A 23,549-nucleotide genomic window follows, 5' to 3' on the forward strand; every position below is an offset into this window, starting at 1 on the left:
CCACCACATCGCGGCTGTAATTTCCTTCAAGCATGTAGCTCATCACTGAATTGAACGTTTCAAGGGTTTTGTACTGTTCACCGTCTGGCAGCTCGAGAAGAGATGTCTGACAGCCGACTTGATCCAATAGCGATAAAATTTTATCAGCATAAAGAGGCGCTACTGTCACATTACTGATAACAACAACTTTCTGCTTACCTGATAAAAAAGAAAGGTACGCCGGGTCTTCAAATAACCCGGCGCCAATAGAGATAGGGTAGCTACGCTCAGCTAGATTGACCGTAATCCGTTCCATGGGTTTGCTCTCCGAAAAAATGAACTTAACGTTCTTCTAGCATTTTTACGATCTGGTTGGCTACCACTTTTGCACTTTGGTCGTCAGTACGAACTGTGTAGTCCGCCACTTCTTCGTATAGTGCGTTGCGAGATACAGCTAGATCTTCTAGCACATCACGCGGGTTGTCTGTTTGAAGTAGAGGGCGTTTCTTGTCGCGGTTAGTGCGAGCAAGTTGCTTTTCAATTGTTGTCTCTAGGTATACAACAATGCCTCGTGCAGATAGACGGTTACGGTTTTCTTTGCTCAACACTGAACCACCACCTGTCGCAAGAACAATACCTTGTTCTTCTGTCAGATCATTGATTACAGATTCTTCGCGCTTACGGAAACCTTCTTCGCCCTCAACATCAAAAACCCATGCGATGTCTGCGCCAGTGCGCTCTTCGATCACAGTGTCAGAGTCTAGAAACTCCATATGAAGTTGGGAAGCTAGGTGTCTACCAATTGTACTTTTGCCGGCGCCCATTGGGCCAACAAGAAAAATATTGCGTTTCTCAGCCATGTTTTTAGCAGTAATTTACAACGTTAATTCAATGACATCGCCACAAGGTAGGTCAGTACAAGTACTGAAATTAAAAGGCCCGTGGCACCGATTCCTCACAGATAATTCGTGATAAGACCCGAAATTATCAAGGTTAGGTGCCACTAATGCAACTTTATTTTTAATCTAATTGTTCATTACTGAATCACAACTTTAGGTGTGACAAAAATAAGTAGTTCACTTTTACCCACATTTTCATAGCTCCGACGGAACAATGCACCCAAAACTGGCAGGTCTCCCAACAGAGGAACTTTATCCACTGTACTGCTCACGCTGTGCTGAAATATCCCACCAAGCACGACCGTTTCACCATTATTAACAAGCACTTGCGTCCCTATCCTTTGCGTGTCAATTGCGACTGCTTCACCGGTTCCGGTTTTTACCACTTGCCCTGGCCTATCTTGAGTCACGCTCAAATCCAATACCAAACGATTGTCGGGTGTGATCTGCGGTGTCACCTTAAGACTCAACACGGCTTTCTTAAACGCAACCGACGTAGCGCCACTTGAAGATGACTCTAAGTAAGGAATTTCAGTACCTTGCTCAATATAAGCCGGCTTTTTATTGGTGGTGATTAAGCGTGGGCTGGAAATGATTTCAGCTTTCGACTCTTGTTGCAGTGCCGACAGTTCCAGATCGAGTAAGGTATCTGAACCCAGCTTGGCCACCTGAAACGCAATACTCGAGGCGTTCGGCGATGTTGCCCCTAAATTGACGTTGAGATAGTGATCAATCACGCTGCTGCCGCTATCGTCGTCATACGGCGTAATCGCTGATGGGTGGTTACCTTCGATTGAACCGCCAACGGTGAAGCTCCCGTTGGTTGAAGAAACGCCCCAGCGCACGCCAAGCTCATCTAGGTTACCCTCGGTAACAGTAACAATACGCGCCTCTATCTGTACTTGTTTTACGGGGATGTCTAACGACTCAATGATGCCTCTGATCACCGCTATATTCTCTTCCAATTCACGAATCAGCAGTGAGTTGGTTCTCTCATCAATGGTAATTGAGCCGCGATCGGACAACATGCTCACCGCACCTTCACCGCCAATCATGTCAGCAATGTCGGTGGCTTTTGCAAAATTAATCTTGATGATTTCCGATTTAAGCTCCCCTAACTCCTCTTCTAAGCGAGATTTTTCTAACGCTTGTTGCTCTCGAAGGTCGAGCTCCGCTTTCGGCGCGACCAAGATAACATTGCCATCAACACGCTTATCCAAGCCTTTAACTTGCAAGATAATGTCGAGAACTTGCTGCCAAGGTACGCCATCTAATCGTAACGTCAGGTTTCCGGCTACCGAATCAGACACCACGAGATTGAAGTCGTTGTAGTCGGCAATCAGCTGCAGGACATTTCGTACTGGGATATCCTGGAAGTTAATCGATATCAGCTTGCCCTCTTTCTCTAGAACGCTTTTTTCTTTGGTCGCGTCATCGATAACCGGCTTGCTGATCACCACCTCAATAAAGCGCCCCTTTAGGTTGTATTCATACTGATAGTCATTGCTAATCGTCGCTAGAAGCCGAGTGCTTGGTGTCTCTTTGTAGACTTCAATGCCTTCAACCAAGGTAGCGAAATCCTTCACATCCAGCAGGTAAAGCTTGTCATCATCAACTTGAGTATTGATTAACTCGATACTTAACCCTTCCTGAGCACGTTGAACATCCACCACAGCGGTGCTGGTCGCCAGTTCAATGATGATGACCGCGTCTTTATCCTTGTTCACCCTAAAATCAATATTCTCTAATTTGTTCGGTAAGCTCTCGGCATGGCTGAGCACGCTAACAACCAACATCACAGACACAGCAAAACCTTGTAGAGCCTTGCTCACTAATCCACTTATTCCTTTAATCATATTTACATCTCATATCCACATCATGTGACATTGGTTTACTTCAGAGCCAGCCTAACGTTGCGCTTATGCCAACAACCTAAGCCATCTGGAAGAGTTTCATTAATCTGAACATACTGGCTCGTCACCTTAGTAACTCGGCCATTGTTTAAGCCGATAAACTGGCCTTTCTTGACGTTTACCACGTTGCCTTTGGGTGTTTGCACTAAGCCGAACACGCTTGATCCACTGCCCATCACGCCTCTTAAACGAAGCTTACTCAGCGGGTACTTCTCTAACTTGCCATTACGAGAACGGGCGCTGGGTTGCCAACAGTCTTTCTTGACCAAGGGTTGGTTTTGCACAATGGCTTCTTTAGGCAGTTCAAAGGGAGGACGAAATGCGCGTCGCTGATAAGTCGCCGCCGTGAATTCAGTTGCTGGGACAAGTTGCTCGACGTCTTTTCTCGCCTTGGCTTCAACCTGTGCGACAAAGTCTTGCAGTGAGTCTTGATTAGCTTTGCAGCCTGACAACGCAAGCATCAATACGATTGAGAAAAACGCGCTATTGGGTTTCATCATTGACCTCCGGTTTAAACTGGTAGGTATAAGCTCGAACCCTAAAGTGCAGCGTGCTGCTTTCTTGGCTGACTCGCTGCCAATTCACATCATCAAAGCTGATAATGCGCGGCAGCTTGGCGATGGCAGCAGAAAAATCACCTATCTCGTGATAATCACCTGTCAGCTCAATATTGAGAGGCAATCGATAGAGGAACTCCTTATTCTGCTTTTGCCCCCAATCGATTCGAGTAAAGGTCAGCGAATTATCCAAGCCGAGTTCATTCACAGACGCCAACATACTGGCCAGTTCTTTTTGCACGGGCAGCTGCTCTAACAGGTAATCGTAGCGACTGGTTAGTTCATCCAGCTGACTCTGCAATTTAGGTAATGCTGCAACCTTATTGGCCTTAATTCGCAAGGTCGTCTTTAAGGTTTGTTCTTGTTGCTTCATCTGTTGCAGTTCATCGTCGAGTGGCAACACATAAAGCCAAGTGCCTACACCTTGGATCAACACTATCAACACCAGAATCACGAGAAGCTGAGGCAGCAATGGCCACTCGGTGATCTCATCAACATCGAGATCTTGCAAGCTCATTCTATTTTGAAGGTTAGCCATGGTGCGTCTCCTTCTCTTTTCTGCTCGCGGTTGTGTTTTCTAAAGAGACAGGGCTAAACACAAAAGAGACCTTGAAGGTCTGAAATTCTTTATTGAAGCGCTTGCGGTTATGAACGATAGAGTGCATCTCGACCCCTTCCAGGGAATCTGAGCGCTCTAAGTTGTCCAACATAGTCGCAAGACGAGCGGTACTGTCACTGATGCCCGACATCTCAATCTCCTGACCATTCATCTTTATCTTGTCGACATATACGCCCTCAGGAATCAGCTCTGGCATCAGGTTCATGAAGTCGGTGGTTTTGTTGCGGCCAAGCTGCAAAGACTCCACCACATCAAGTCGAGTGAGAATGGCTTTGTGCTCTTGTTCGGCGACTTTTAATGACTGAATTTGTCGGTCGAGCTCAGCGATGTATTGATTAAGATAATTGAGGCGCGCTTGCTGCATGGCTTGTTGGTCATAAAAGTAGTTACCGACCGCCCATTGCCCACCAAGCGCAAACATGACGCCAAGAATAACTAAATGAACAAAACGCTTTTTGTGCTGAGCGCGAATATCATCACGCCACGGCAGCAGATTAATTTGATGCAACATGCTTTTCTCCCTGCCACTTGAGTCCACTCATCGCCATACCCGCCGCAATACCAAAATGTTGCCAGTTCGTTGGTAATCGACGTCGCTTCGCCACCTTATTCTCAAATAGAGACAAAGGATTCAGAGACTCGCAACTCAACTGAAATTGACGTCCTAGCTCTTCGGTTACCATAGGAATGCTGGCGCCCTCGCCCATCAGCCAGATCCCAGAGATAGGTTGCTGTGCATTTCCTGATGAATAGAGCTGTAATTGACGCTTGAGCTTCTCAATCAAATTAACAATAAATTGATGTGTATCTTCAGTGGTGGCGAACACACTCTCGATATCACTTGCAGCACCATTGCTGCGAAGATCTTTGGTACCAAAAGCGATATCTTTATAAAACGGTGCCAAACCTTGTGGAATAAGGCCTAGAGACGTTTGGTCGATACCCACATCCACCAGCAGCCAGTTTTTCTTTTCGGGGTATAGGCGCGATGCCATTTGCCAGATGTTAAGCAGTCCATGCGCCTGCGTGTCTACCACCACAGGTTTAAACCCTGCTTTGGTCAAAGCATCCGCTCGGCTATCCACCACTTCTTTACGTGTGGCGTATACCTGGTAACTGCTTGTCGAACCTTTACCAAATCGTTTGTCTTCTAGCTTTACAAAATCTAAACTCAGCTCCTCTATCGGAAAGGGAGATTGATGAGCAAAGGTTTGATAGATCGAAAACTCTTTTTCTCTGTCTTCTAACTCACTCTCTATTTGCAGTACTTTGCTGATCACCGTGTTATCAGGTACTGAAATGGCGACGTTGCAACAGCCAAAAGGCAGACCTTTCCTAAGTTCTTTAAGTTTCTTAACAGTTTTCTGATACTCCAAAGTATGGTTAGCTGTAAAAATGTCGTCCGAAATCGGCAGCTCTTTGTATCCCACTAGGGCATACAACTCCCCCACGGGTTTTAGTACCACAGCTTTGATGCTGTGATGATTTATATCTATGCCTGTAATTAATGATGAACCCATGTGACCTAGCTCCTGAAGTGCCAAGCATTTCGTTGATTATCTAGGGGTTGTGATTATTAGTTAAATAAGCGTTAATAAACGAAAGCTAAGTTTTTAGCCTAGAGTACAAGGGTTTGCTGCTTATCAGCCTTAACTAATCAGGGATTATCCGGTGAAGTTCATAAAGCGATTATTCATATTTACATTGATTTGCATGATTCTTGGAGTCAGTACAATTTTTGGGTTTTATTATTACGTAAAACCAGAGTTGCCTGATGTTGCCACTTTGCGTGACGTGAAGCTCCAAACGCCAATGCAAGTCTTCAGTCAAGACGGTAAGTTGATCTCTCAATTTGGCGAAAAGCGTCGTAACCCAGTGACTTATGACGAGATCCCTCGCCACTTAGTTGAAGCTCTGATTGCCACCGAAGATAGCCGTTTTTACGAACACCCAGGTATTGACCCAATCGGTATCACCCGTGCAGCGCTCGTCGTTGCGATGTCGGGGTCAGCCAAACAAGGGGCGAGTACCATTACTCAGCAGCTTGCGCGTAACTTCTTCTTATCTAATGAGAAAAAGATCATGCGTAAGATCAAAGAGATCTTCATTGCGATCCATATCGAGCAACTGCTTAGCAAAGAAGAGATCATGGAGCTTTATGTAAATAAGATCTTCCTTGGTCACCGCTCGTACGGTTTTGGCGCGGCTGCGCGTGTTTATTTCGGAAAGGATCTCCCTGAGCTTACCCTGAGTGAAATTGCTACGCTGGCGGGTATGCCAAAAGCACCGTCCACGATGAACCCTATCTATTCGATTGAACGCGCGACTCACCGTCGTAACGTGGTATTACGTCGTATGTTAGACGAGAAATACATCACTCAAGCAGAGTTCGATGAAGCTCGTAGCGAGACATTGATATCGAAATACCACGGTGCAGAGATTGAACTGAGCGCGCCGTATGTTGCTGAAGTAGCACGTGCGTGGATGGTTGAACGCTATGGCGAAGCTGCTTATACATCAGGCATGAAGGTTTACACGACCGTTGATTCGAAACTGCAAAAAGCAGCGAACCAAGCGGCGATTAAGAACCTACTTGGCTACGATGAGCGTCACGGCTACCGTGGTGCAGAAAAAGTATTGTGGCAGACGGCTCAATCAGCTTGGGATCAGGAACAAATCGTTAAACACCTTAAGTCTCAACCAACCTATGGTGACTTAGTCCCTGCTGTTGTTACCGCGGTTGATTCAAAAAGCGCTCAAGTTTGGGTTAAAAACCAAGGCGAAGGCACTATTGAGTGGCAAGGCATGAACTGGGCACGTAAATTCCTAACGGATAATCGCCAAGGACCAGCACCCTCTCAAGCGAAAGAGATTCTTGCTGTTGGTGAGCAAGTTTGGGTTCGCCATGAAGCAATTACAGGAGACGAAGTATCTGAAGAACCGACAGAAGAGTCAGCAGAGGCGAAGTCAGAAACACCTGTTGAATGGCGACTAAGCCAAGTACCCAATGCGAATACTGCCTTTGTTGCAATGAACCCGAACAACGGCGCAGTATTGTCGATGGTGGGTGGCTTTAACTTTGTTCACAACAAATTCAACCGTGCGACGCAATCTATTCGTCAGGTGGGTTCTGGTATCAAACCATTTATCTACTCAGCGGCCATTGATAAAGGCCTAACGTTGGCATCACTGATCAACGATGCACCTATCAATCAATGGGATAAGAGCCAAGGTACCGCATGGCGACCAAAGAACTCACCACCGACCTACGTGGGTCCTACGCGTTTACGTATTGGCTTAGCTCAATCTAAAAACGTAATGGCTGTGCGTGTGCTGCGTGAAGTTGGCTTAGATGATACTCGTAACTACCTAACTCGTTTTGGTTTTGATATTGACGAAGTACCTCGCTCTGAAACCATTGCTCTAGGTGCGGGTAGCTTAACGCCAATGAAGGTAGCTCAAGGTTACTCAGTATTCGCTAATGGCGGCTACTACGTTGAACCTTTCTACATCAGCCGCATTGAAACGCCATTTGGTGAGACTGAATTCGAAGCAACACCAAAAGTGGTTTGTAAGGACAATTGCGATCATAAGGTTGCCACAGACCCAATGGCCGATGAGTTTGCAGAGCAAGATGTGGATGCCAAAGTGCAATACGCGCCTCAAGTCATCTCTGAGCAAAACGCATTCCTTGTTCGCGAAATGATGTACAGCAACATCTGGGGCGGCGGTGACTGGAGTGCTGGCACAGGTTGGAATGGTACAGGTTGGCGAGCTCAGCCGTTGAAGCGTCGTGACATTGGCGGTAAAACCGGTACAACCAATGACTCGAAAGATACATGGTACAGCGGCTACGGCCCTGGCATGGTGGCAACGGTATGGGTTGGTTTTGATAACCACAACCGTAACCTAGGTCGAACTAAAGCGAACTCTAACCTTGGCAAGAGCCAAATTACCGGTGCCGAAGCGGGCGCTAAAACAGCAGAACCTGCATGGGTTGATTTCATGGGTACTGCGTTAGCGGGCGTTCCTGCTGAACGTAAAGAGATTCCGGAGAACATCGTTCGTGTTCGTATCGACCGTGAAACTGGCTTACTGACTAACAAGTTCGATAGCTCATCGATGTTCGAGTACTTCGAGAAAGGCACAGAGCCAACTGAGTACATCACTGAACGTTTCAATGATGACATCTACTCAACGTCATCAGGCGAAGCAGTAGAAGAGCTATTCTAGCTAGGGTTTGTTGAACCTAGTAAGATGAACCAACAAAAAAGGGTTGATATGAATTCATATCAACCCTTTTTTTATATCTACATCTGAACGAACTCAACTCTAAACTCGAGTGCTAAGCCGCTTTTTCCAATTGAGTTCGGATAGCCTCAGCCAGTTGCTCAAAACGCCCCTTTAGCGGAGAGCCCGGTCGGTAGGCAACAACAATGCGACGTGAAGGTGTTGGATTCACCGCTGGCACGTAACACACGCCATCTTTCTGTTTTTCCTTTGGAACCGATAACTGAGGTAACAAGGTAATACCCGCCCCTGCCGCTACCATGTTACGCAGCGTTTCTAAGCTGGTCGCTTTAAAGCGTTCATCATCTTTTGCACCCGCAGCAAAACAGAAGCCCAAGGCTTGGTCTCGTAAGCAATGACCATCGCCCAGTGCAAGTACGGTTTGTCCATTTAACTGCAGCATATCGACAGCATCCTGCTGTGCCCATTCATGATCACACGGTACGGCAACGCTTAATGGCTCGTCATAGACATCAATCTCTTTGAACGCCGCCGTTTCATCTACCGCAGCCAGCACCAAGCAATCAAGTTTGCCATCTTCTAACTGGCTCACTAACTGATGTGTCTGCGCTTCGTGCAGGTAAAGCTCAAGATCGGGGAAACTCTCTTTTAGATAAGGAATGATCTTAGGCAAAATGTACGGGCCAACAGTCGGGATAAAACCAATATGCATCGGCCCCGTCATCGCTTCACCGTGTCCACTTGCCATATCTTTAAAAGTCTTTACCTCGTTGAGAATGCGCTTGGCTTGCTCAACAAGTTGTAAACCTGATTCTGTAAATATTACCTTCCTTGGGCTACGCTCGGTTAACTGAAGTCCAATTTCATCTTCCAGTTTGCGTATTTGACCGCTCAATGTCGGCTGACTTACAAAGCACGCTTCTGCTGCTTTTCGAAAATGTTTGTGCTCAGCGAGCGCCACCAAGTATTCAAAGTCACGAATGTTCATGCTCAGTCTCTTACCTCAGGTTTTAATAAGAACAAGGGTTTTAATAGAAACATTTAAAAGAAAAATGCTCTTGATAGAATTTACCTATCAAAACCATAACATCAAACGATTAGAGCTATCAAAGGATTTATCTAATAATGGGCTCAACGAAACGAAACAGAGCACAGAAAAACGTTAAGCTCTGATAGAACAAAATTAAAATACTATTTAAGGAAATCAATATGTTTGCATCTAAAGAAGGTCAATCAATCCCTCAAGTAACATTCCCAACTCGCCAAGGTGATGCATGGGTTAACGTAACGACGGAAGAGCTATTCAAAGACAAGACAGTTATCGTATTCAGCCTACCAGGTGCGTTTACTCCAACATGTTCGTCAAGCCACCTACCTCGTTACAACGAGCTGCACTCTGTATTCAAAGAAAACGGCGTTGATGACATCCTTTGTGTTTCTGTAAACGACACGTTCGTAATGAACGCATGGAAAGCAGACCAAGAAGCTGAAAAAATCACATTCATCCCAGATGGCAACGGCGACTTCACAGACGGCATGGGTATGCTAGTTGAGAAAAACGACATCGGCTTTGGCAAACGTTCATGGCGCTACAGCATGCTGGTTAAAAACGGCGTGGTAGAAAAAATGTTCATCGAAGAAGACGTACCAGGCGACCCGTTCAAGGTTTCTGATGCTGATACTATGCTTAACTACCTTGCTCCTGAACACAAAGAGCAAGAGTCAATCACAGTATTCACTAAGCCAGGCTGTCCTTTCTGTATGAAAGCAAAACAGAACCTAATCGACAAAGGTCTAAACTACGAAGAAGTGGTTCTAGGTAAAGACGCAACAACAGTAAGCCTACGTGCAATCTCGGGTCGCACTACCGTTCCTCAAGTATTCATCGGTGGCAAACACATCGGTGGCAGCGAAGAACTAGAAACTTTCCTAGGTTAATCACTTAGTCGCTAATAAACGCTTAGTGATTAAATAACCTAAGTAATTAAATAGCTTAGTAATACCAGCTAACTCACCTTTTTGTGGGTTAGCTATTCCAAACCACTCTTATCTGAGCTTTGGAAAAGAATATAGCTCGTAGCTCGCAAACCTAAGAGTCACAAGCTAAACCTAATAAAACAGAATCACAAAACTGACCCGCAATCCTGACTCTCAAAAAACCACCAGAGTTGGAGGGGTTCGTTCACACTAAATTTAGCCATTGCGAGAAAATTATTATGAAACAAGTCAATGTAGATGTAGCAGTTATCGGGGGCGGTACAGCAGGTCTAGGTTCTTACCGCGCTGCAAAAGCACACACTGACAGTGTCGTGATGATTGAAGGCGGCCCTTACGGTACAACCTGTGCTCGTGTTGGTTGTATGCCATCTAAACTGCTTATTGCAGCAGCTGAAAGCGTACACCAAATCGAGAAAGCTCCTGCTTTTGGCGTTCACCCACAAGGTGATATCGTGATTAACGGCCGTGAAGTGATGGACCGAGTGAAGTTTGAACGTGACCGTTTTGTTGGTTTTGTTTTAGAAGGTGTTGATGAAATCCCAGAGCAAGACAAGATCTCTGGCTACGCAAAGTTCTTAGACGACAACACGCTACAAATCGATGACCACACGGTTGTCACCGCTAAGCGTATTGTTATCGCGACCGGCTCTCGCCCTGCATACCCTGCAGTTTGGAATGAGCTTGGTGACCGCCTGATCATTAACGACGACGTGTTCAGCTGGGATGATTTACCGGAATCAGTCGCAGTATTTGGCCCTGGTGTGATTGGTCTTGAGCTTGGTCAGTCACTGCATCGCTTAGGTGTGAAGACCAAACTGTTCGGTTTGGGGGGTCAAGTTGGCCCAGTAACCGACCCAGAAATCATGGCGTATGCAGATAAAGCCTTCAATGAAGAGTTCTACCTTGATGCTGACGTGAAAATCGAAAGCATGAAGCGCATTACCACAGAATCAGGTGAAGATCGCGTCGAAATCCAGTTCATCAATAAGCAAGGTGAACTAGAAACTAACGTCGTTGAATACGTACTGGCAGCAACAGGCCGTCGTCCTAACACTGATAAGCTTGGCCTAGAGAATACCTCTCTTGAGCTTGATGAGCGTGGTGTTCCAATTGCCGACCACTACACGCTACAAACATCACTGCCATCAGTATTTATTGCCGGAGATGCAAGCAACCAACTGCCTCTACTGCATGAAGCAGCAGACCAAGCACGTATCGCGGGTGATAATGCAGGTCGCTTCCCTGAGATTCGCGCAGGCTTACGCCGCTCTAAAATCTCTGCGGTATTCTCTGACCCACAAATCGCGATGGTGGGTGAAACATACAAAGAGATCATAACCCGCTTAGGCACCTGTGGCTGTTTCGCAACAGGTGAAGTGTCTTTCGAGAACCAAGGTCGTTCACGAGTGATGCTACGCAACAAAGGTATTCTGCACGTTTACGGCGAGCAAGGTACAGGCCGTTTCCTTGGTGCTGAGATGATGGGACCAAACGCAGAACATTTGGCTCACTTACTCGCATGGGCACACCAGAAAAAGATGACGGTTTCTGAAATGTTGGATATGCCGTTTTACCATCCAGTAATTGAAGAAGGTGTACGAACAGCGCTACGTGACCTAAATGCGAAACTGCACCTTGGTCCAGAGATGGTGAAACACTGTCTAGATTGTGGCCCGGGTTGTTAACCTCGGAATATTGTTAAGTAGTTAGCAAACGCTAGATACTAAAAAGGAAAGCCATTGGCTTTCCTTTTTGTTTTTGGCAACGAGCAAATAATAGATTCCCGACCACGCTCCTTCGTCGCTACCGGGAATGACGACGCTTTGTGATACACAATTAAGTCGAAGTCCAAACTCGTCATTCCAGAATCGAGGAACGATGTATCTGGAATCTCTTGAAGCCATTACTTATCGCTATAGACTTCGCGATTACTTCTCAGCAGCAATCACAGAGATCTCAACAAGTAACGCTTCGCGAGCCATGTCACCCGTCACACATGCGCGAGCTGGAGCGTGACCTTCTGGAACCCATGCATCCCAAACTGCATTCATTTCTTGGAAGTCTTTCATGTCTTTCAAGTAAATCGTTGCTGACAGCATGTGTTCTTTGTCGCTACCCGCTTGCTCAAGTAGGGCTTCCACTTTATCCAGCATAGTTTGTGTTTGCTCAGTGATGTCTTTTGTTGCATCAGCACACACTTGGCCACATAGGTAGATAGTGCCGTTGTGTTTAACAATACGGCTCATGCGTTGTTTGGTTTCTTGGCGCTCAATCATCGACTTTCTCTCTCTGTGTCACCGTGATCCAATATCTTGTGACGTGTTATTATCAAGGCAACAAGCATAACGCGAATCAAACCCAAGATGACATGCATTCATTGCAATAAAAGTGAAAAAATCCGTAACAAACTCGGCCGCTGCCAGCGCTGTATGAATCAGCTGATGGTGTTGTCGATTTTAAGTTGGGGAGTATGGTGGTTGTTTTTCAAAGAAGACCCAAAAACCATCAATGCCATCGCTTTGATGATGGCTGCTTTCGCATTCAGTGGTTTGCTGTCGTTGCATTGGATAATGAAGTTTGTGGTGCTGCCTTTAAGGAACAAAAAGCGTTAACAGAGAGACTTTGCTAGATAAGTGATAAAGGCTAGATACCCAATAAAATGACCCGACTTAGCAAGCCATCATCATTTCCCAAACAGCAGATAGAAAAAAGCCCCAGAACCAATCGATTCTAGGGCTTTCTTAGAAAATTCTAAGAAAAAGCAGTGGTACTTTAATAGACCGGACTTTTCTTAATTTGTTCCCAAAAAAGATCAATTTTTTGATCTTTTTTTTAGGGGCTATAAAATCAATGCTTTATGCAACATTAACCTTAGCGATGATCTGCTCTACCAAGTTCACTTCCAAGGCCACTTCATCACACGCGTGTTGACGAGGGCACTGGTCACAATCTTTCAGCACCTTCTCAGGCAGCAGAGATTTTGATGTCGGTAAGAAGTCATGCTTCATAAAGAACTCTGGAGTACGAGTCAGTACAAACACCTTCTTAATGGCCATTTGTCGTGCTTTATCAACCAAGTGCTGCACAATCGCGGTACCCTGCCCTTGACCTTGCCATCCAGCCTCAACACCGAGCGAGCGAATTTCCGCTAAACCAGAATCATACACATAGAGTGAGGCGCAACCTGTCACCTCACCATGATGTTCTGCGACAGCAAACGAGCCAATATCACGCACCAGTTCATTACGAGAACGAGGTAGGTTTTCACCCATGTTCGCCCAGTAGGCCACCATGCCTTCCAACGCTTCAATATCCGTCAGACGAGCAGGACGAACCTTCACGATGGAAGTGTCACGCTGTGATAAACGCTTCTCAGCTTGGTCAACCGCGTAAGCCACTTGCTGTGGTGATACACCGCCTAGCGCGCTACGCTTTTCAAGACACGATTCAATGGTCAGAATGTCATACACATCCTCTTCAATCACCTCAGAGAACTCTTTCATCTCTGCGATGGTTAACTCTTCTAATGCACAGCCTTTAGCAATCGCCGCCACTACCGTCACACCAACAATATGGTGAGCTTCACGGAAAGGAATGCCTTTCGCTACTAGGTAATCAGCCAGCTCAGTTGAGTTCGCGTAGCCTTGTTTCGCTGCTTCAAGTGTACGTTCGCCGTTCACTTTAATGCCGTCAAAACAAAGAGCAGCCATTTCCATACAATCATTCCAAGTGTCTAAAGCGTCGAACAGACCTTCTTTATCTTCTTGCATGTCTTTGTTGTACGCCAAAGGCAGGGCTTTCACTGTCATCATCATTGCGGCTAATGAACCATAAACACGGCCAGTTTTGCCACGGATAAGTTCGAGCGCATCAGGGTTTTTCTTTTGTGGCATCAGAGATGAACCTGACGTCACAGTATCCGCTAACTCGATGAAGTTCGATTCACCTGAGTTATAGAAAATCATATCTTCTGCAAGACGTGAAAGGTGAAGCATAGAGATAGATGCAATCGACATCAGCTCCATCACATGATCACGGTCAGAGACTGAATCTAGAGAGTTGCGTGTTGCACGACGGAAACCTAAGTTGTGAGCTAACTCTTCACGGTCCATCGGGTAAGCAGTTCCTGCAAGGGCACCAGAACCCAGCGGACATGTATCTAGACGCTTAATCGCATCATTCAAACGAGAATAATCACGCTCAAGCATTTCAACGTAAGCCAAGCACCAGTGAGCAAAAGTTACCGGCTGAGCACGTTGTAAGTGAGTGTAGCCAGGAAGCACGGTTTCTTGATGCTGAGAAGCAACGTTCACCATTTGGCTTTGTAGGCGATCCAATGCCAATAGCAGCTGGTTACCTTGTTGACGACACCATAGTTTCAGGTCGGTCGCCACTTGGTCGTTACGAGAACGGCCAGTGTGAAGTTTTTTGCCCAAGTCACCGACTTTGCCGATAAGTTGCTGCTCAACCCAGCTGTGAATATCTTCTGCATCAGAACGTAGAATCTGTTCAGGATCTTCCATCACCTCAAGTTTTAGCTCATTCAGCGCTAACTCAAGCTTCTGTTGCTCTTCTTCTGTTAATACGTTGACCGACAGTAGAGCTTTAGACCAGGCAATTGAGCCCACAATGTCTTGCTCAGCCAATCGGTAATCAAAACGAAGAGAATCGTTAAAATCTTTGAACCGGGTGTCTGCTGCTTGGGTAAATCTACCGCCCCATAATGCCATTGTGTATCTCCTAATTGCACAGTGCTCACTGTTTTTGCAAATGATAATTCTGATTAAGATTCAGTATTTTTCTGATGGTTTAAACTTACGGCAATTCAAAATGAAAATAAAGTATTAATTCATTATTTTCACATATTTATTCACCAACAGCTCAATCCATTGATTATTTTTAGCGTGGATCGCGAATTATATGCCATCCGATAGGAAAAACCGAAGCTGATTTATTAGGCAAATAGAAAGTAAAAAGCCCACTCACTAATCAATAGTGAATGGGCTTTGCATAATAATGTCTGTTTACTGACCTTCAACCTTTCGCTAAAGGCTAGTTCACTAACTCATTGTTAGGATTACTTTTGGCTATTCAGAGCACGGATACGGCTTGATAGCGAGTAAAGACGAATGAAGCCTTCAGCATGACTTTGGTCGTAAACTTCATCTTCACCAAAGGTTGCAAACTCTTCTGAGTACAGGCTGTTGTCAGAACGCTTCTGAGTCACCGTTGCATGGCCTTTGTAAAGTTTGATAACCACTTCACCATTCACGTCTTGTGCTAGCTCTTCTGTCGCAGCAAGAATTGACTTACATAGCGGAGTGAACCAACGACCATCGTATACAAGGTGAGAAGCCTTAACACCGAGCTCTTCACGGAATTCGAATGCCGCTTTATCAAGAACCAGTTGCTCTACTGCACGCAGTGCTTCCATCATAATTGTGCCACCCGGAGTTTCGTAACAACCACGAGACTTCATGCCAACAAGACGGTTCTCTACGATATCGATACGACCAACACCGTGCTTAGCACCCTTCTCGTTTAGGTAAACCAGTGCGTTGTATGGCGTCATTGTTTCGCCATCAACCGCAACCACTTCGCCTTTTTCAACTTTAAGCGTCACTGTTTCAGATTCGTTTGGCGCTTGCTCTGGGTCTACAGTCCAAGCCCAGCAATCTTCGTTAGGTGCATTCCATGTGTTTTCAAGAACGCCGCCTTCTGTTGAGATGTGCCATGCGTTTGCATCACGCGAGTAAATCTTAGTAAGAGAAGCCGTACAAGGGATGTTACGCTCAGCTAGGTAATCTAGGCACTCTTCACGGCTCACTAGATCCCATTCACGCCATGGTGCAATTACGTGTAGGTCTGGTGCTAGTGCAGCAAATGCGCCTTCAAAACGAACTTGGTCGTTACCTTTACCAGTACAACCATGACACAGTGCGTCTGCACCTACTTTACGTGCGACTTCAACCTGTGCTTTCGCGATGATTGGACGCGCCATCGAAGTACCTAGTAGGTATTTACCTTCGTAGTAAGCGCCCGTTTTCAGCGTTGGGTAGATGTAGTCAGCAACCATCTCTTCTTTAAGGTCTGCAATGTAACACTCAGATGCACCAGAAGCTTTTGCTTTCTCTTCGATACCAATCAACTCTTCGTCGCCTTGACCAACATCCGCAACAAATGCAACCACTTCACAGTCATAGTTCTCTTTCAACCATGGAATGATTACTGATGTGTCTAGACCGCCAGAGTAGGCTACTACAACTTTCTTTACGTTAACTTTGCTCATTTTCTTTCTCCTAGTTTCCATACTGCACATGGCGGTCAGCGTTGGAAATGACTTCATAATTATATGTTTATTTAATTTGTCTAAATTCTTTAAGTAGTGACTCGTTGTGAGGCCTACTGAGGTAAAAACTGTGTTCCTATGCTTTTACCTGAAAACAGTTGTGTTAGCTTTTCTGGGTATCGCCAAGTGGCAACTTCGATTGGTCGACCAAGGTCGTTAGCGGCTTCTAGTGCAGCTTGAACCTTAACGATCATGCCGTCGGTAATCACTTTGCCTGTAATAAGGTCATCAGCTTGCTGTTGATTAAGGCTTGGAATCAGGTGGCCTTTGCCATCCAACACACCACTTACATCAGAAAGAAGAACCAGTTCAGCATCAAGTGCACCAGCAACGGCAACCGCAGCTTGGTCGGCATTGACGTTCATCAGTTGGCCTTGTTCAGTTAGACCAATTGAGCTAATGATTGGCAGTGCGCCCGCATTAAGAATCGCTTGCAGAACGGTTGAGTCGCCCGGCTCCGCTTTTCCTACCGCGCCCAGTTCAGGGTTTAGTTCGCTCACTTTGCATAAACCACCGTCTGCTAGGCTTAAACCAACGGCATTGATACCATCTTTAATTGCCTGACCTTGAAGTAGTTTGTTGGCCGTGCCCGCTAGTGCACCAGCGATCACAGGGATCTGATCATAAGGAGTAACACGTAGCCCTTCTTTCTTAACGGTTTCTAGGTTCAACTTATTCATCAAATCATCAACAAGGTAACCGCCACCGTGAACAATCACGATTGGTCGTTGTGCCTGTTGTTGGTAAGCAGAGATAGCACCAAATAACTTGCTAAGTGTTTCACCACAAGATAGCGCTGCGCCACCTAACTTTATGATTAATGGTTGATTATTAAGGCTCATATCTAGATTTCCTTACACTAACGCAGTTAATGGCGCAAAACCATAACGTAAATTTAAACACTGCATCGCTTGGCTAGATGCACCCTTTAATAAGTTATCAATCGCTGAAACAACGATGATGTGTTGACCTTGAACCTTCCAACCTAAGTCGCAGAAAGGTGTCTGTTCTACATCTTGAATTCTTGGCAGTGTCTCTTCGAGTAGTCTCACTGCAGGTTTACCTTGGTAAGCTTGCTCAAAGGCATCTTGTATCTGTTGTTCTGTCACGCCTTCAGCCAATTTCATGGTGATGGTCGCCAAAATACCGCGCTTAAAGTTGCCGAGGTGCGGAGTGAAAATCACATCACATCCTAAATGTGCAGCCATTTCAGGTTGATGACGATGATTGAATACGCCATAAGCTTGCAGGCTTACTTCGCAGAAGCTGTTAACCATCGTCGCCTTGCGGCCTGCACCAGTCACACCGCTAGTCGCGTTAATCACTGGCCATTGGTTTGCATCAAGTAACTTGGCCTCAACCAAAGGTTTAATCGCCAGTTGTGATGCGGTTGGGTAACAACCCGCTACCGCAACAAGCTGAGCTTCTTTAATTTCTTGTTCGTTCCATTCCGCTAAACCGTAAGCCGCTTTGTCTAGCCATTGTTCGTGTTGATGTTCAAAACCATAAAACTCTTGATAGAAGTTTTCGCCTTTAACTCTGAATGCACCCGATAGGTCGAAAACTTGGCAATCGTTCTCTAGAAAGATTGGCGCTAGGTCGTGACTGACTTCGTGTGCCGTTGCTAAAAAAATCACATCAGACTGTTTAGCTACTTCTTCCGGATTTGCTAAAGGTTGTACTGGCATATCAATCAAGCCAGTTAACTTACCGTGCAGTGCTGCAATAGGTTTACCTGCGTCTACACTATTGGCTGAGACATATAAACCTGATAGCGTGAGCTCAGGGTGTCTGTTTATCATTAGAGCCAGTTCTGCTCCTGTGTAGCCGCTTGCGCCAATGATCGTGGTTTTCAACATCTCAACACATCCATTTCTGAGGTAAGTTACATTTCAAATTTGACTATTCATACTTAATTTTTAGCTTTATTTGATTTCTTATGCATTAAATATGATTTAATATGTGTTTTACCGACTTATGGTTTTCCTGTCAATAGTAGAAGTGAAGTTATTATGCAATTACCGAGTTTTCTTGAGGTCTACAAAGGCCTAATTTCCACAGACTCTATTAGCTCGACCGATCCAAGCTGGGATCATGGCAACGAGAAAGTGATCGAAAAAATGGCTCAATGGTTTAAAGACGTAGGCTTTAACGTTGAAGTCGTGGAAGTCGAGCCCGGCAAGCATAATATGGTCGCTAAGATGGGATCGGGCGAAGGTGGCTTGCTACTCGCAGGACACAGCGACACAGTGCCATTCGATGAAGGACGTTGGAACTTCGACCCTCACGCACTAACAGAACACAACAATCGCTTCTATGGATTAGGCACAGCCGACATGAAAGGCTTTTTCGCTTTCGTTTATGAAGCGGCAAAGAAGATGGATTGGAGCAAACAGACCAAGCCGCTATATGTATTGGCAACCTGTGACGAAGAGACCACCATGCTGGGTGCGCGTCATTTCACTGAAAATGCACCGTTTAAACCGGATTACTGCATTATTGGTGAGCCAACCAGCCTAGTGCCAATTCGTGGTCATAAAGGCCATGTTGCTAATGCTGTGCGAGTAACGGGTAAATCAGGTCACTCTTCTGATCCTGCATTAGGTGTCAACGCAATCGAGATCATGCATGAAGTTTTGTTCGCTTTAATGCAGCTGCGTGACAAGCTAGTCAAAGAGTATCACCACCCGGGTTTTGCAATTCCAAGCCCCACTCTAAACCTTGGTCATATTCACGGTGGCGACAGCGCGAACCGTATCTGTGGTTGCTGTGAGCTGCACTACGATGTGCGTCCTTTGCCAGGTATCAGCCTAGATGGCTTGGATAACATGCTGCGCAGCGCACTCAAAGAAGTAGAAGCAAAATGGCCGGGCAGAATTGAGATTACACCTCTGCATGAACCTATCCCTGGTTACGAGTGCCAACACGACCATCCATTTATCGGTGGCATGGAATCCGTTTGTGAGATTGAATCACAAACAGTCAACTACTGCACTGAGGCACCTTTCCTTCAAGAACTTTGCCCAACCTTAGTGCTGGGGCCGGGCTCAATCGACCAAGCTCACCAACCAGATGAGTTCCTAAGCTTCGATTTTATCGATCCAACGATTGATGTTCTGAGTAAGTCGATCCGTAAATATTGTTTCTAGTTATTACTTTTCTTCCAATATTTTCGTATAAAAGCTACCCGAAAAGGTGGCTTTTATTCTGTTATCCCAGACACAGCCTGATCTTGTAATTAAATTTCACTTTAATTCCGAACTATTGGGAAATTTACTTCTCCCGCATTTCGAAAACTAATAATTGCAAACTTAGAATGCTTTATTTGACTAGATACAGCACTTTTCGCTAGATTGTGTACTTAACAAGGAACAATGGATGTAATTTTTTTACGAGGCAGGATGACAATGAACGAGAAATACGCCGCTCTCAAGAGTAACGTAAGCATGCTGGGACGCTTGCTAGGTAACACAATCCAAGATGCACATGGTGACGTTATCTTAGAGAAAGTGGAGACTATCCGTAAACTTTCCAAATCCGCCCGCGCAGGCAACAAAGCTGACCGTGACAGCCTAGTTGAAGAAATCAAAAACCTGCCGAACGAACAACTCACTCCTGTTGCTCGTGCATTTAACCAATTTCTCAACCTCACCAACATGGCAGAGCAATACCACACCATCTCTCGCCACTGTGAGGAGCATGTTTGTGAACCAGACGTGCTGCAGTCTCTATTTTCCAAATTAAACCAAAACGACATCAGCAAGCTAGACGCAGCTCAAGCCGTTCGCGACCTGAACATTGAACTCGTTTTGACTGCACACCCAACAGAAATCACTCGTCGCACCATGATCAACAAGCTGGTTAAGATCAACGAGTGTCTGTCTAAATTAGAATTAAGCGACCTATCACACAAAGAGCGCGTGAAAACCGAACGTCGCCTAGAGCAACTTATCGCTCAAGGTTGGCACTCAGATGTGATTCGTCAGCAACGCCCTACGCCACTTGATGAAGCGAAATGGGGCTTTGCGGTTGTTGAAAACTCACTTTGGGAAGCGGTACCAGATTTCCTACGTGAAATGGACGGGCGACTAAAAGGCTACCTTGGTGAAGGCCTGCCAATTGATGCGCGCCCGGTACACTTCTCATCTTGGATGGGCGGCGACCGCGATGGTAACCCATTCGTAACGCACACCATCACCAAAGAAGTGCTGCGCCTATCTCGCTGGAAAGCCGCTGACCTTTACCTAGGTGACGTAAACGAGCTGATTACCGAACTGTCGATGACTAAGTGTAATGATGCGGTTCGTGAGCTAGCAGGTGATGAGCACGAAGCTTACCGTGCAATCCTGAAGAACCTACGCACTCTGCTGAACAACACGCTAGAAGTGCTCGATGCAAAACTGCATGATGCTGAAGTACCGAAGAAAGAAACACTACAGAACATAGAGCAACTTTGGACACCGCTGTACGCGTGTTACCAATCGCTGCACGAATGTGGCATGGGCGTAATCGCAGACGGTTCTCTACTTGATACCTTGCGCCGCCTAAAAGCATTCGGTGTACACCTAGTTCGTCTCGATGTTCGTCAAGAAAGCACTCGTCACTCAGATGTACTGTCTGAACTGACTCGCTACTTAGGCATTGGTGATTACGACCAATGGAGCGAGCAAGACAAGATTGCTTTCTTAACCAATGAATTAAGCTCTAAACGCCCACTACTTCCTCGCGATTGGGAGCCATCTGAACAGGTTAAAGAGGTTTTAGACACCTGTAAGGTTATTGCTGCTCAACCTCGTGAAGCCTTCGGTGCTTACGTAATTTCTATGGCTCGTACCGCATCGGATGTGCTGGCTGTTCACTTGCTACTGCAAGAATGTGGTTGTCCGTACCGCATGGACGTGTGTCCGCTGTTCGAAACGCTAGACGACTTGAACAACTCAGAAGCAGTAATGAAGCAGCTAATGAGCATCGACTTGTACCGTGGCTTTATCCAGAACCACCAAATGGTGATGATCGGATACTCTGACTCAGCGAAAGATGCGGGCGTAATGTCTGCAGGCTGGGCTCAATACGATGCGATGGACAAACTGGTTAAGGTTTGCGACGAAGAAGGCATTGAACTGACTCTATTCCACGGTCGTGGCGGTACGGTTGGTCGTGGTGGTGCGCCAGCGCACGCTGCTCTTCTTTCTCAGCCACCTAAGAGCTTGAAAGGCGGTTTACGTGTAACTGAGCAAGGCGAAATGATCCGCTTTAAGCTTGGTTTACCAGACGTTGCTGTAAACAGCTTTAACCTTTACGCAAGTGCGATTCTAGAAGCGAACCTTCTGCCGCCACCAGAGCCAAAACAAGAGTGGCGCGACCTAATGGAAGTGCTGTCTCAAGTCTCTTGTGAGGCTTACCGTAACGTGGTTCGTGGTGAAGAGAAATTCGTACCTTACTTCCGTCAAGCGACGCCTGAACTGGAGCTAGGTAAACTGCCTCTTGGTTCTCGCCCTGCAAAACGTAACCCGAATGGCGGCGTAGAAAGCCTACGTGCAATTCCATGGATCTTCTCTTGGAGCCAAAACCGTTTGGTACTTCCTGCATGGCTAGGTGCTGGTGAAGCCATTCAATACTCTGTAGACCAAGGCCATCAAGCGCTACTGGAAGAGATGTGTCGTGAATGGCCATTCTTCTCAACTCGTCTGGGTATGTTGGAAATGGTGTACTCGAAGTGCAACATGGAAATTGCGAAGTACTACGATCAACGTCTTGTTGACGAAGAGCTATTGCCTCTGGGTGAGTTACTGCGTGAACAGCTACAAAAAGACATCAAAGCGGTACTGAATGTAGAAAATAACGAGAATTTGATGCAGAGCGACCCTTGGGGGCTTGAGTCAATTCGCTTACGTAACATCTACGTTGAGCCACTAAACATGCTTCAAGCAGAACTGCTGTACCGTACTCGTAAGTGTGAAACGCCACCAGCAGAGCTAGAAGAAGCGCTAATGGTGACGATTGCAGGTATTGCAGCAGGTATGCGAAACACTGGTTAATTAGTGATTCCTACTATAACCGATTCAGCATTTATAACTAAAAAAAGAACAAAAGGTCGCCACGCGCGACCTTTTTATTTTGCAAAATAACCACTAGTGAGTATTTTGTGAGTTTTTTGGGTTATTTTGTCCATGTATTCTACTTTATGCTTATTATTTAGATATACTACTGCTCCGCTGCGGAAACACTCCAAAAAAATAATCTGCAGCAATTTGACCAATAAACTGGTCAACCTAGGTGATAAACGGCTTTGTAAGGTGACATAACCAACCGATGAGTTGGTGCTACTTAGACATAACCAATATAACGTGCCATTAGAAGCACACTTGTTGTTTAAGTATTTGTTTACTGTTTACCATTTGGATTTCAGACATGTCATTACCACACGTAATTCTAACCGTTTTAAGTACACGCGATGCTACTGGTTACGATATCACAAAAGAATTCTCCGCAAGCATTGGTTACTTCTGGAAAGCTAGCCACCAACAAGTTTACCGCGAGCTAAATAAAATGGCTCAGAACGACCAGGTAACTTGCGTGCTTGAGCCTCAAGAAGGCAAACCTGATCGTAAAGTTTACTCTATCACTGATGCTGGCCGTGGCGCGCTAGGTGAATGGTTTGAACAACCAACTGCACACCCAACCGTTCGTGACGAGTTCTCAGCTAAGCTAATGGCTTGCGCTGTACAACCTTCTGACGCTTACCGTGTACAACTTGCTGAGCTAGTAGAAGAGTCTCGCAAACTGGTTTCTCACTACCGTGAAATCGAAGCGGCTTACTACGCAACGCCATCAACTCTAGACAAGCAAGCACGCCTTGAGCGTCTTACTCTTCGTCGTAACCTACTTATCCGTGAAGCATGGATTGTATGGGCTGAAGAAGTACTGCTTGAACTTGGCGCTCTTGCTTAAGTTAAGCTAGAAGCTAGAAGCTAGAAGCTAGAA

20 protein-coding genes and 1 pseudogene are annotated in these 23,549 nt (G+C 45.8%); 8 read left to right on the top strand and 13 right to left on the bottom strand.

What is annotated here, in order from left to right:
• The 7 genes and pseudogenes from A142_RS00875 to pilM all read right to left on the bottom strand — a co-directional run.
• Positions 1 to 295, bottom strand: a pseudogene (locus A142_RS00875) (3-dehydroquinate synthase); the annotation flags it as partial.
• Between the two features lie 25 nt (positions 296 to 320).
• Positions 321 to 839, bottom strand: a complete 519-nt coding sequence (gene aroK, locus A142_RS00880; RefSeq protein ID WP_017061125.1) for a shikimate kinase AroK — start codon at positions 837 to 839, stop codon at positions 321 to 323.
• Between the two features lie 176 nt (positions 840 to 1,015).
• The gene (locus A142_RS00885) at positions 1,016 to 2,734 is read right to left on the bottom strand and encodes a type IV pilus secretin PilQ (protein ID WP_019821384.1); all 1,719 of its coding nucleotides are present in this window, start codon (positions 2,732 to 2,734) and stop codon (positions 1,016 to 1,018) included.
• A gap of 35 nt (positions 2,735 to 2,769) precedes the next feature.
• Entirely contained in the window at positions 2,770 to 3,288 is a 519-nt protein-coding gene (locus tag A142_RS00890; RefSeq protein ID WP_029405374.1) for a pilus assembly protein PilP, read from the bottom strand.
• Positions 3,275 to 3,886, bottom strand: coding sequence for a type 4a pilus biogenesis protein PilO (locus tag A142_RS00895; protein ID WP_019821386.1), 612 nt, complete (start codon positions 3,884 to 3,886; stop codon positions 3,275 to 3,277). Before A142_RS00895 ends, A142_RS00890 begins: the two co-directional genes overlap by 14 nt.
• Positions 3,879 to 4,478: a PilN domain-containing protein gene (locus tag A142_RS00900; RefSeq protein ID WP_019821387.1), complete on the bottom strand. Its 600-nt coding sequence runs from the start codon at positions 4,476 to 4,478 to the stop codon at positions 3,879 to 3,881. The genes A142_RS00895 and A142_RS00900 overlap by 8 nt, the downstream gene beginning before the upstream one ends.
• A complete protein-coding gene (gene pilM / locus A142_RS00905) occupies positions 4,462 to 5,487 on the bottom strand; it encodes a type IV pilus assembly protein PilM (RefSeq protein ID WP_029405375.1) in 1,026 nt (341 codons plus the stop codon). Before pilM ends, A142_RS00900 begins: the two co-directional genes overlap by 17 nt.
• Positions 5,488 to 5,638: 151 nt before the next feature.
• On the opposite strand from pilM, the gene A142_RS00910 reads away from it, so the two are divergent.
• Positions 5,639 to 8,200, top strand: a complete 2,562-nt coding sequence (locus A142_RS00910; protein WP_019350879.1) for a penicillin-binding protein 1A — start codon at positions 5,639 to 5,641, stop codon at positions 8,198 to 8,200.
• A 112-nt stretch (positions 8,201 to 8,312) separates the two neighbouring features.
• Here A142_RS00910 and oxyR read toward each other — a convergent pair whose 3' ends face one another.
• Positions 8,313 to 9,206, bottom strand: coding sequence for a DNA-binding transcriptional regulator OxyR (gene oxyR / locus A142_RS00915; RefSeq protein WP_019821390.1), 894 nt, complete (start codon positions 9,204 to 9,206; stop codon positions 8,313 to 8,315).
• Here oxyR and A142_RS25350 point away from each other — a divergent pair.
• The 3 genes from A142_RS25350 to A142_RS00925 all read left to right on the top strand — a co-directional run bounded on the left by A142_RS25350 (position 9,205) and on the right by A142_RS00925 (position 11,901).
• A complete protein-coding gene (locus tag A142_RS25350; protein ID WP_054548220.1) occupies positions 9,205 to 9,384 on the top strand; it encodes a hypothetical protein in 180 nt (59 codons plus the stop codon). The genes oxyR and A142_RS25350 overlap by 2 nt on opposite strands.
• 43 nt (positions 9,385 to 9,427) lie before the next feature.
• Positions 9,428 to 10,156, top strand: a complete 729-nt coding sequence (locus tag A142_RS00920; RefSeq protein WP_004729672.1) for a glutathione peroxidase — start codon at positions 9,428 to 9,430, stop codon at positions 10,154 to 10,156.
• A gap of 278 nt (positions 10,157 to 10,434) precedes the next feature.
• Positions 10,435 to 11,901 (top strand): dihydrolipoyl dehydrogenase, encoded by a 1,467-nt coding sequence (locus A142_RS00925; protein ID WP_019821393.1) that lies wholly within the window; start codon positions 10,435 to 10,437, stop codon positions 11,899 to 11,901.
• 243 nt (positions 11,902 to 12,144) lie between these two features.
• Here the strand turns inward: A142_RS00925 and A142_RS00930 are convergent, their stop codons facing one another.
• A complete protein-coding gene (locus A142_RS00930; RefSeq protein WP_004729674.1) occupies positions 12,145 to 12,492 on the bottom strand; it encodes a RidA family protein in 348 nt (115 codons plus the stop codon).
• A gap of 87 nt (positions 12,493 to 12,579) precedes the next feature.
• Here A142_RS00930 and A142_RS00935 point away from each other — a divergent pair, with 87 nt between their 5' ends.
• Positions 12,580 to 12,828 (top strand): DUF3624 domain-containing protein, encoded by a 249-nt coding sequence (locus A142_RS00935; RefSeq protein ID WP_029405376.1) that lies wholly within the window; start codon positions 12,580 to 12,582, stop codon positions 12,826 to 12,828.
• A 243-nt stretch (positions 12,829 to 13,071) separates the two neighbouring features.
• Here A142_RS00935 and argH read toward each other — a convergent pair whose 3' ends face one another.
• The 4 genes from argH to argC all read right to left on the bottom strand — a co-directional run bounded on the left by argH (position 13,072) and on the right by argC (position 18,424).
• Complete coding sequence (gene argH / locus A142_RS00940; protein ID WP_019821398.1) at positions 13,072 to 14,946, bottom strand: argininosuccinate lyase; 1,875 nt, start codon at positions 14,944 to 14,946, stop codon at positions 13,072 to 13,074.
• Between the two features lie 347 nt (positions 14,947 to 15,293).
• On the bottom strand, positions 15,294 to 16,505 hold the full coding sequence (locus A142_RS00945; protein WP_017061137.1) for an argininosuccinate synthase: 1,212 nt from the start codon (positions 16,503 to 16,505) through the stop codon (positions 15,294 to 15,296).
• A gap of 113 nt (positions 16,506 to 16,618) precedes the next feature.
• Positions 16,619 to 17,407, bottom strand: coding sequence for an acetylglutamate kinase (argB, locus tag A142_RS00950; RefSeq protein WP_017061138.1), 789 nt, complete (start codon positions 17,405 to 17,407; stop codon positions 16,619 to 16,621).
• Positions 17,408 to 17,419: 12 nt separating this feature from the next.
• On the bottom strand, positions 17,420 to 18,424 hold the full coding sequence (gene argC / locus A142_RS00955) for an N-acetyl-gamma-glutamyl-phosphate reductase (RefSeq protein ID WP_019821400.1): 1,005 nt from the start codon (positions 18,422 to 18,424) through the stop codon (positions 17,420 to 17,422).
• 153 nt (positions 18,425 to 18,577) lie between these two features.
• On the opposite strand from argC, the gene argE reads away from it, so the two are divergent.
• The 3 genes from argE (at position 18,578) to A142_RS00970 (ending at position 23,516) form a co-directional block, all read left to right on the top strand.
• Positions 18,578 to 19,714, top strand: coding sequence for an acetylornithine deacetylase (gene argE, locus A142_RS00960; protein WP_019821402.1), 1,137 nt, complete (start codon positions 18,578 to 18,580; stop codon positions 19,712 to 19,714).
• Between the two features lie 252 nt (positions 19,715 to 19,966).
• Entirely contained in the window at positions 19,967 to 22,603 is a 2,637-nt protein-coding gene (ppc, locus tag A142_RS00965) for a phosphoenolpyruvate carboxylase (protein ID WP_019821404.1), read from the top strand.
• Positions 22,604 to 22,976: 373 nt separating this feature from the next.
• Entirely contained in the window at positions 22,977 to 23,516 is a 540-nt protein-coding gene (locus A142_RS00970) for a PadR family transcriptional regulator (protein ID WP_017061141.1), read from the top strand.
• Positions 23,517 to 23,549: the final 33 nt, after the last annotated feature.

Origin of the sequence: Vibrio splendidus 12E03 (genome assembly GCF_000272105.2) — a bacterium.
GTDB lineage: Bacteria > Pseudomonadota > Gammaproteobacteria > Enterobacterales > Vibrionaceae > Vibrio > Vibrio splendidus_I.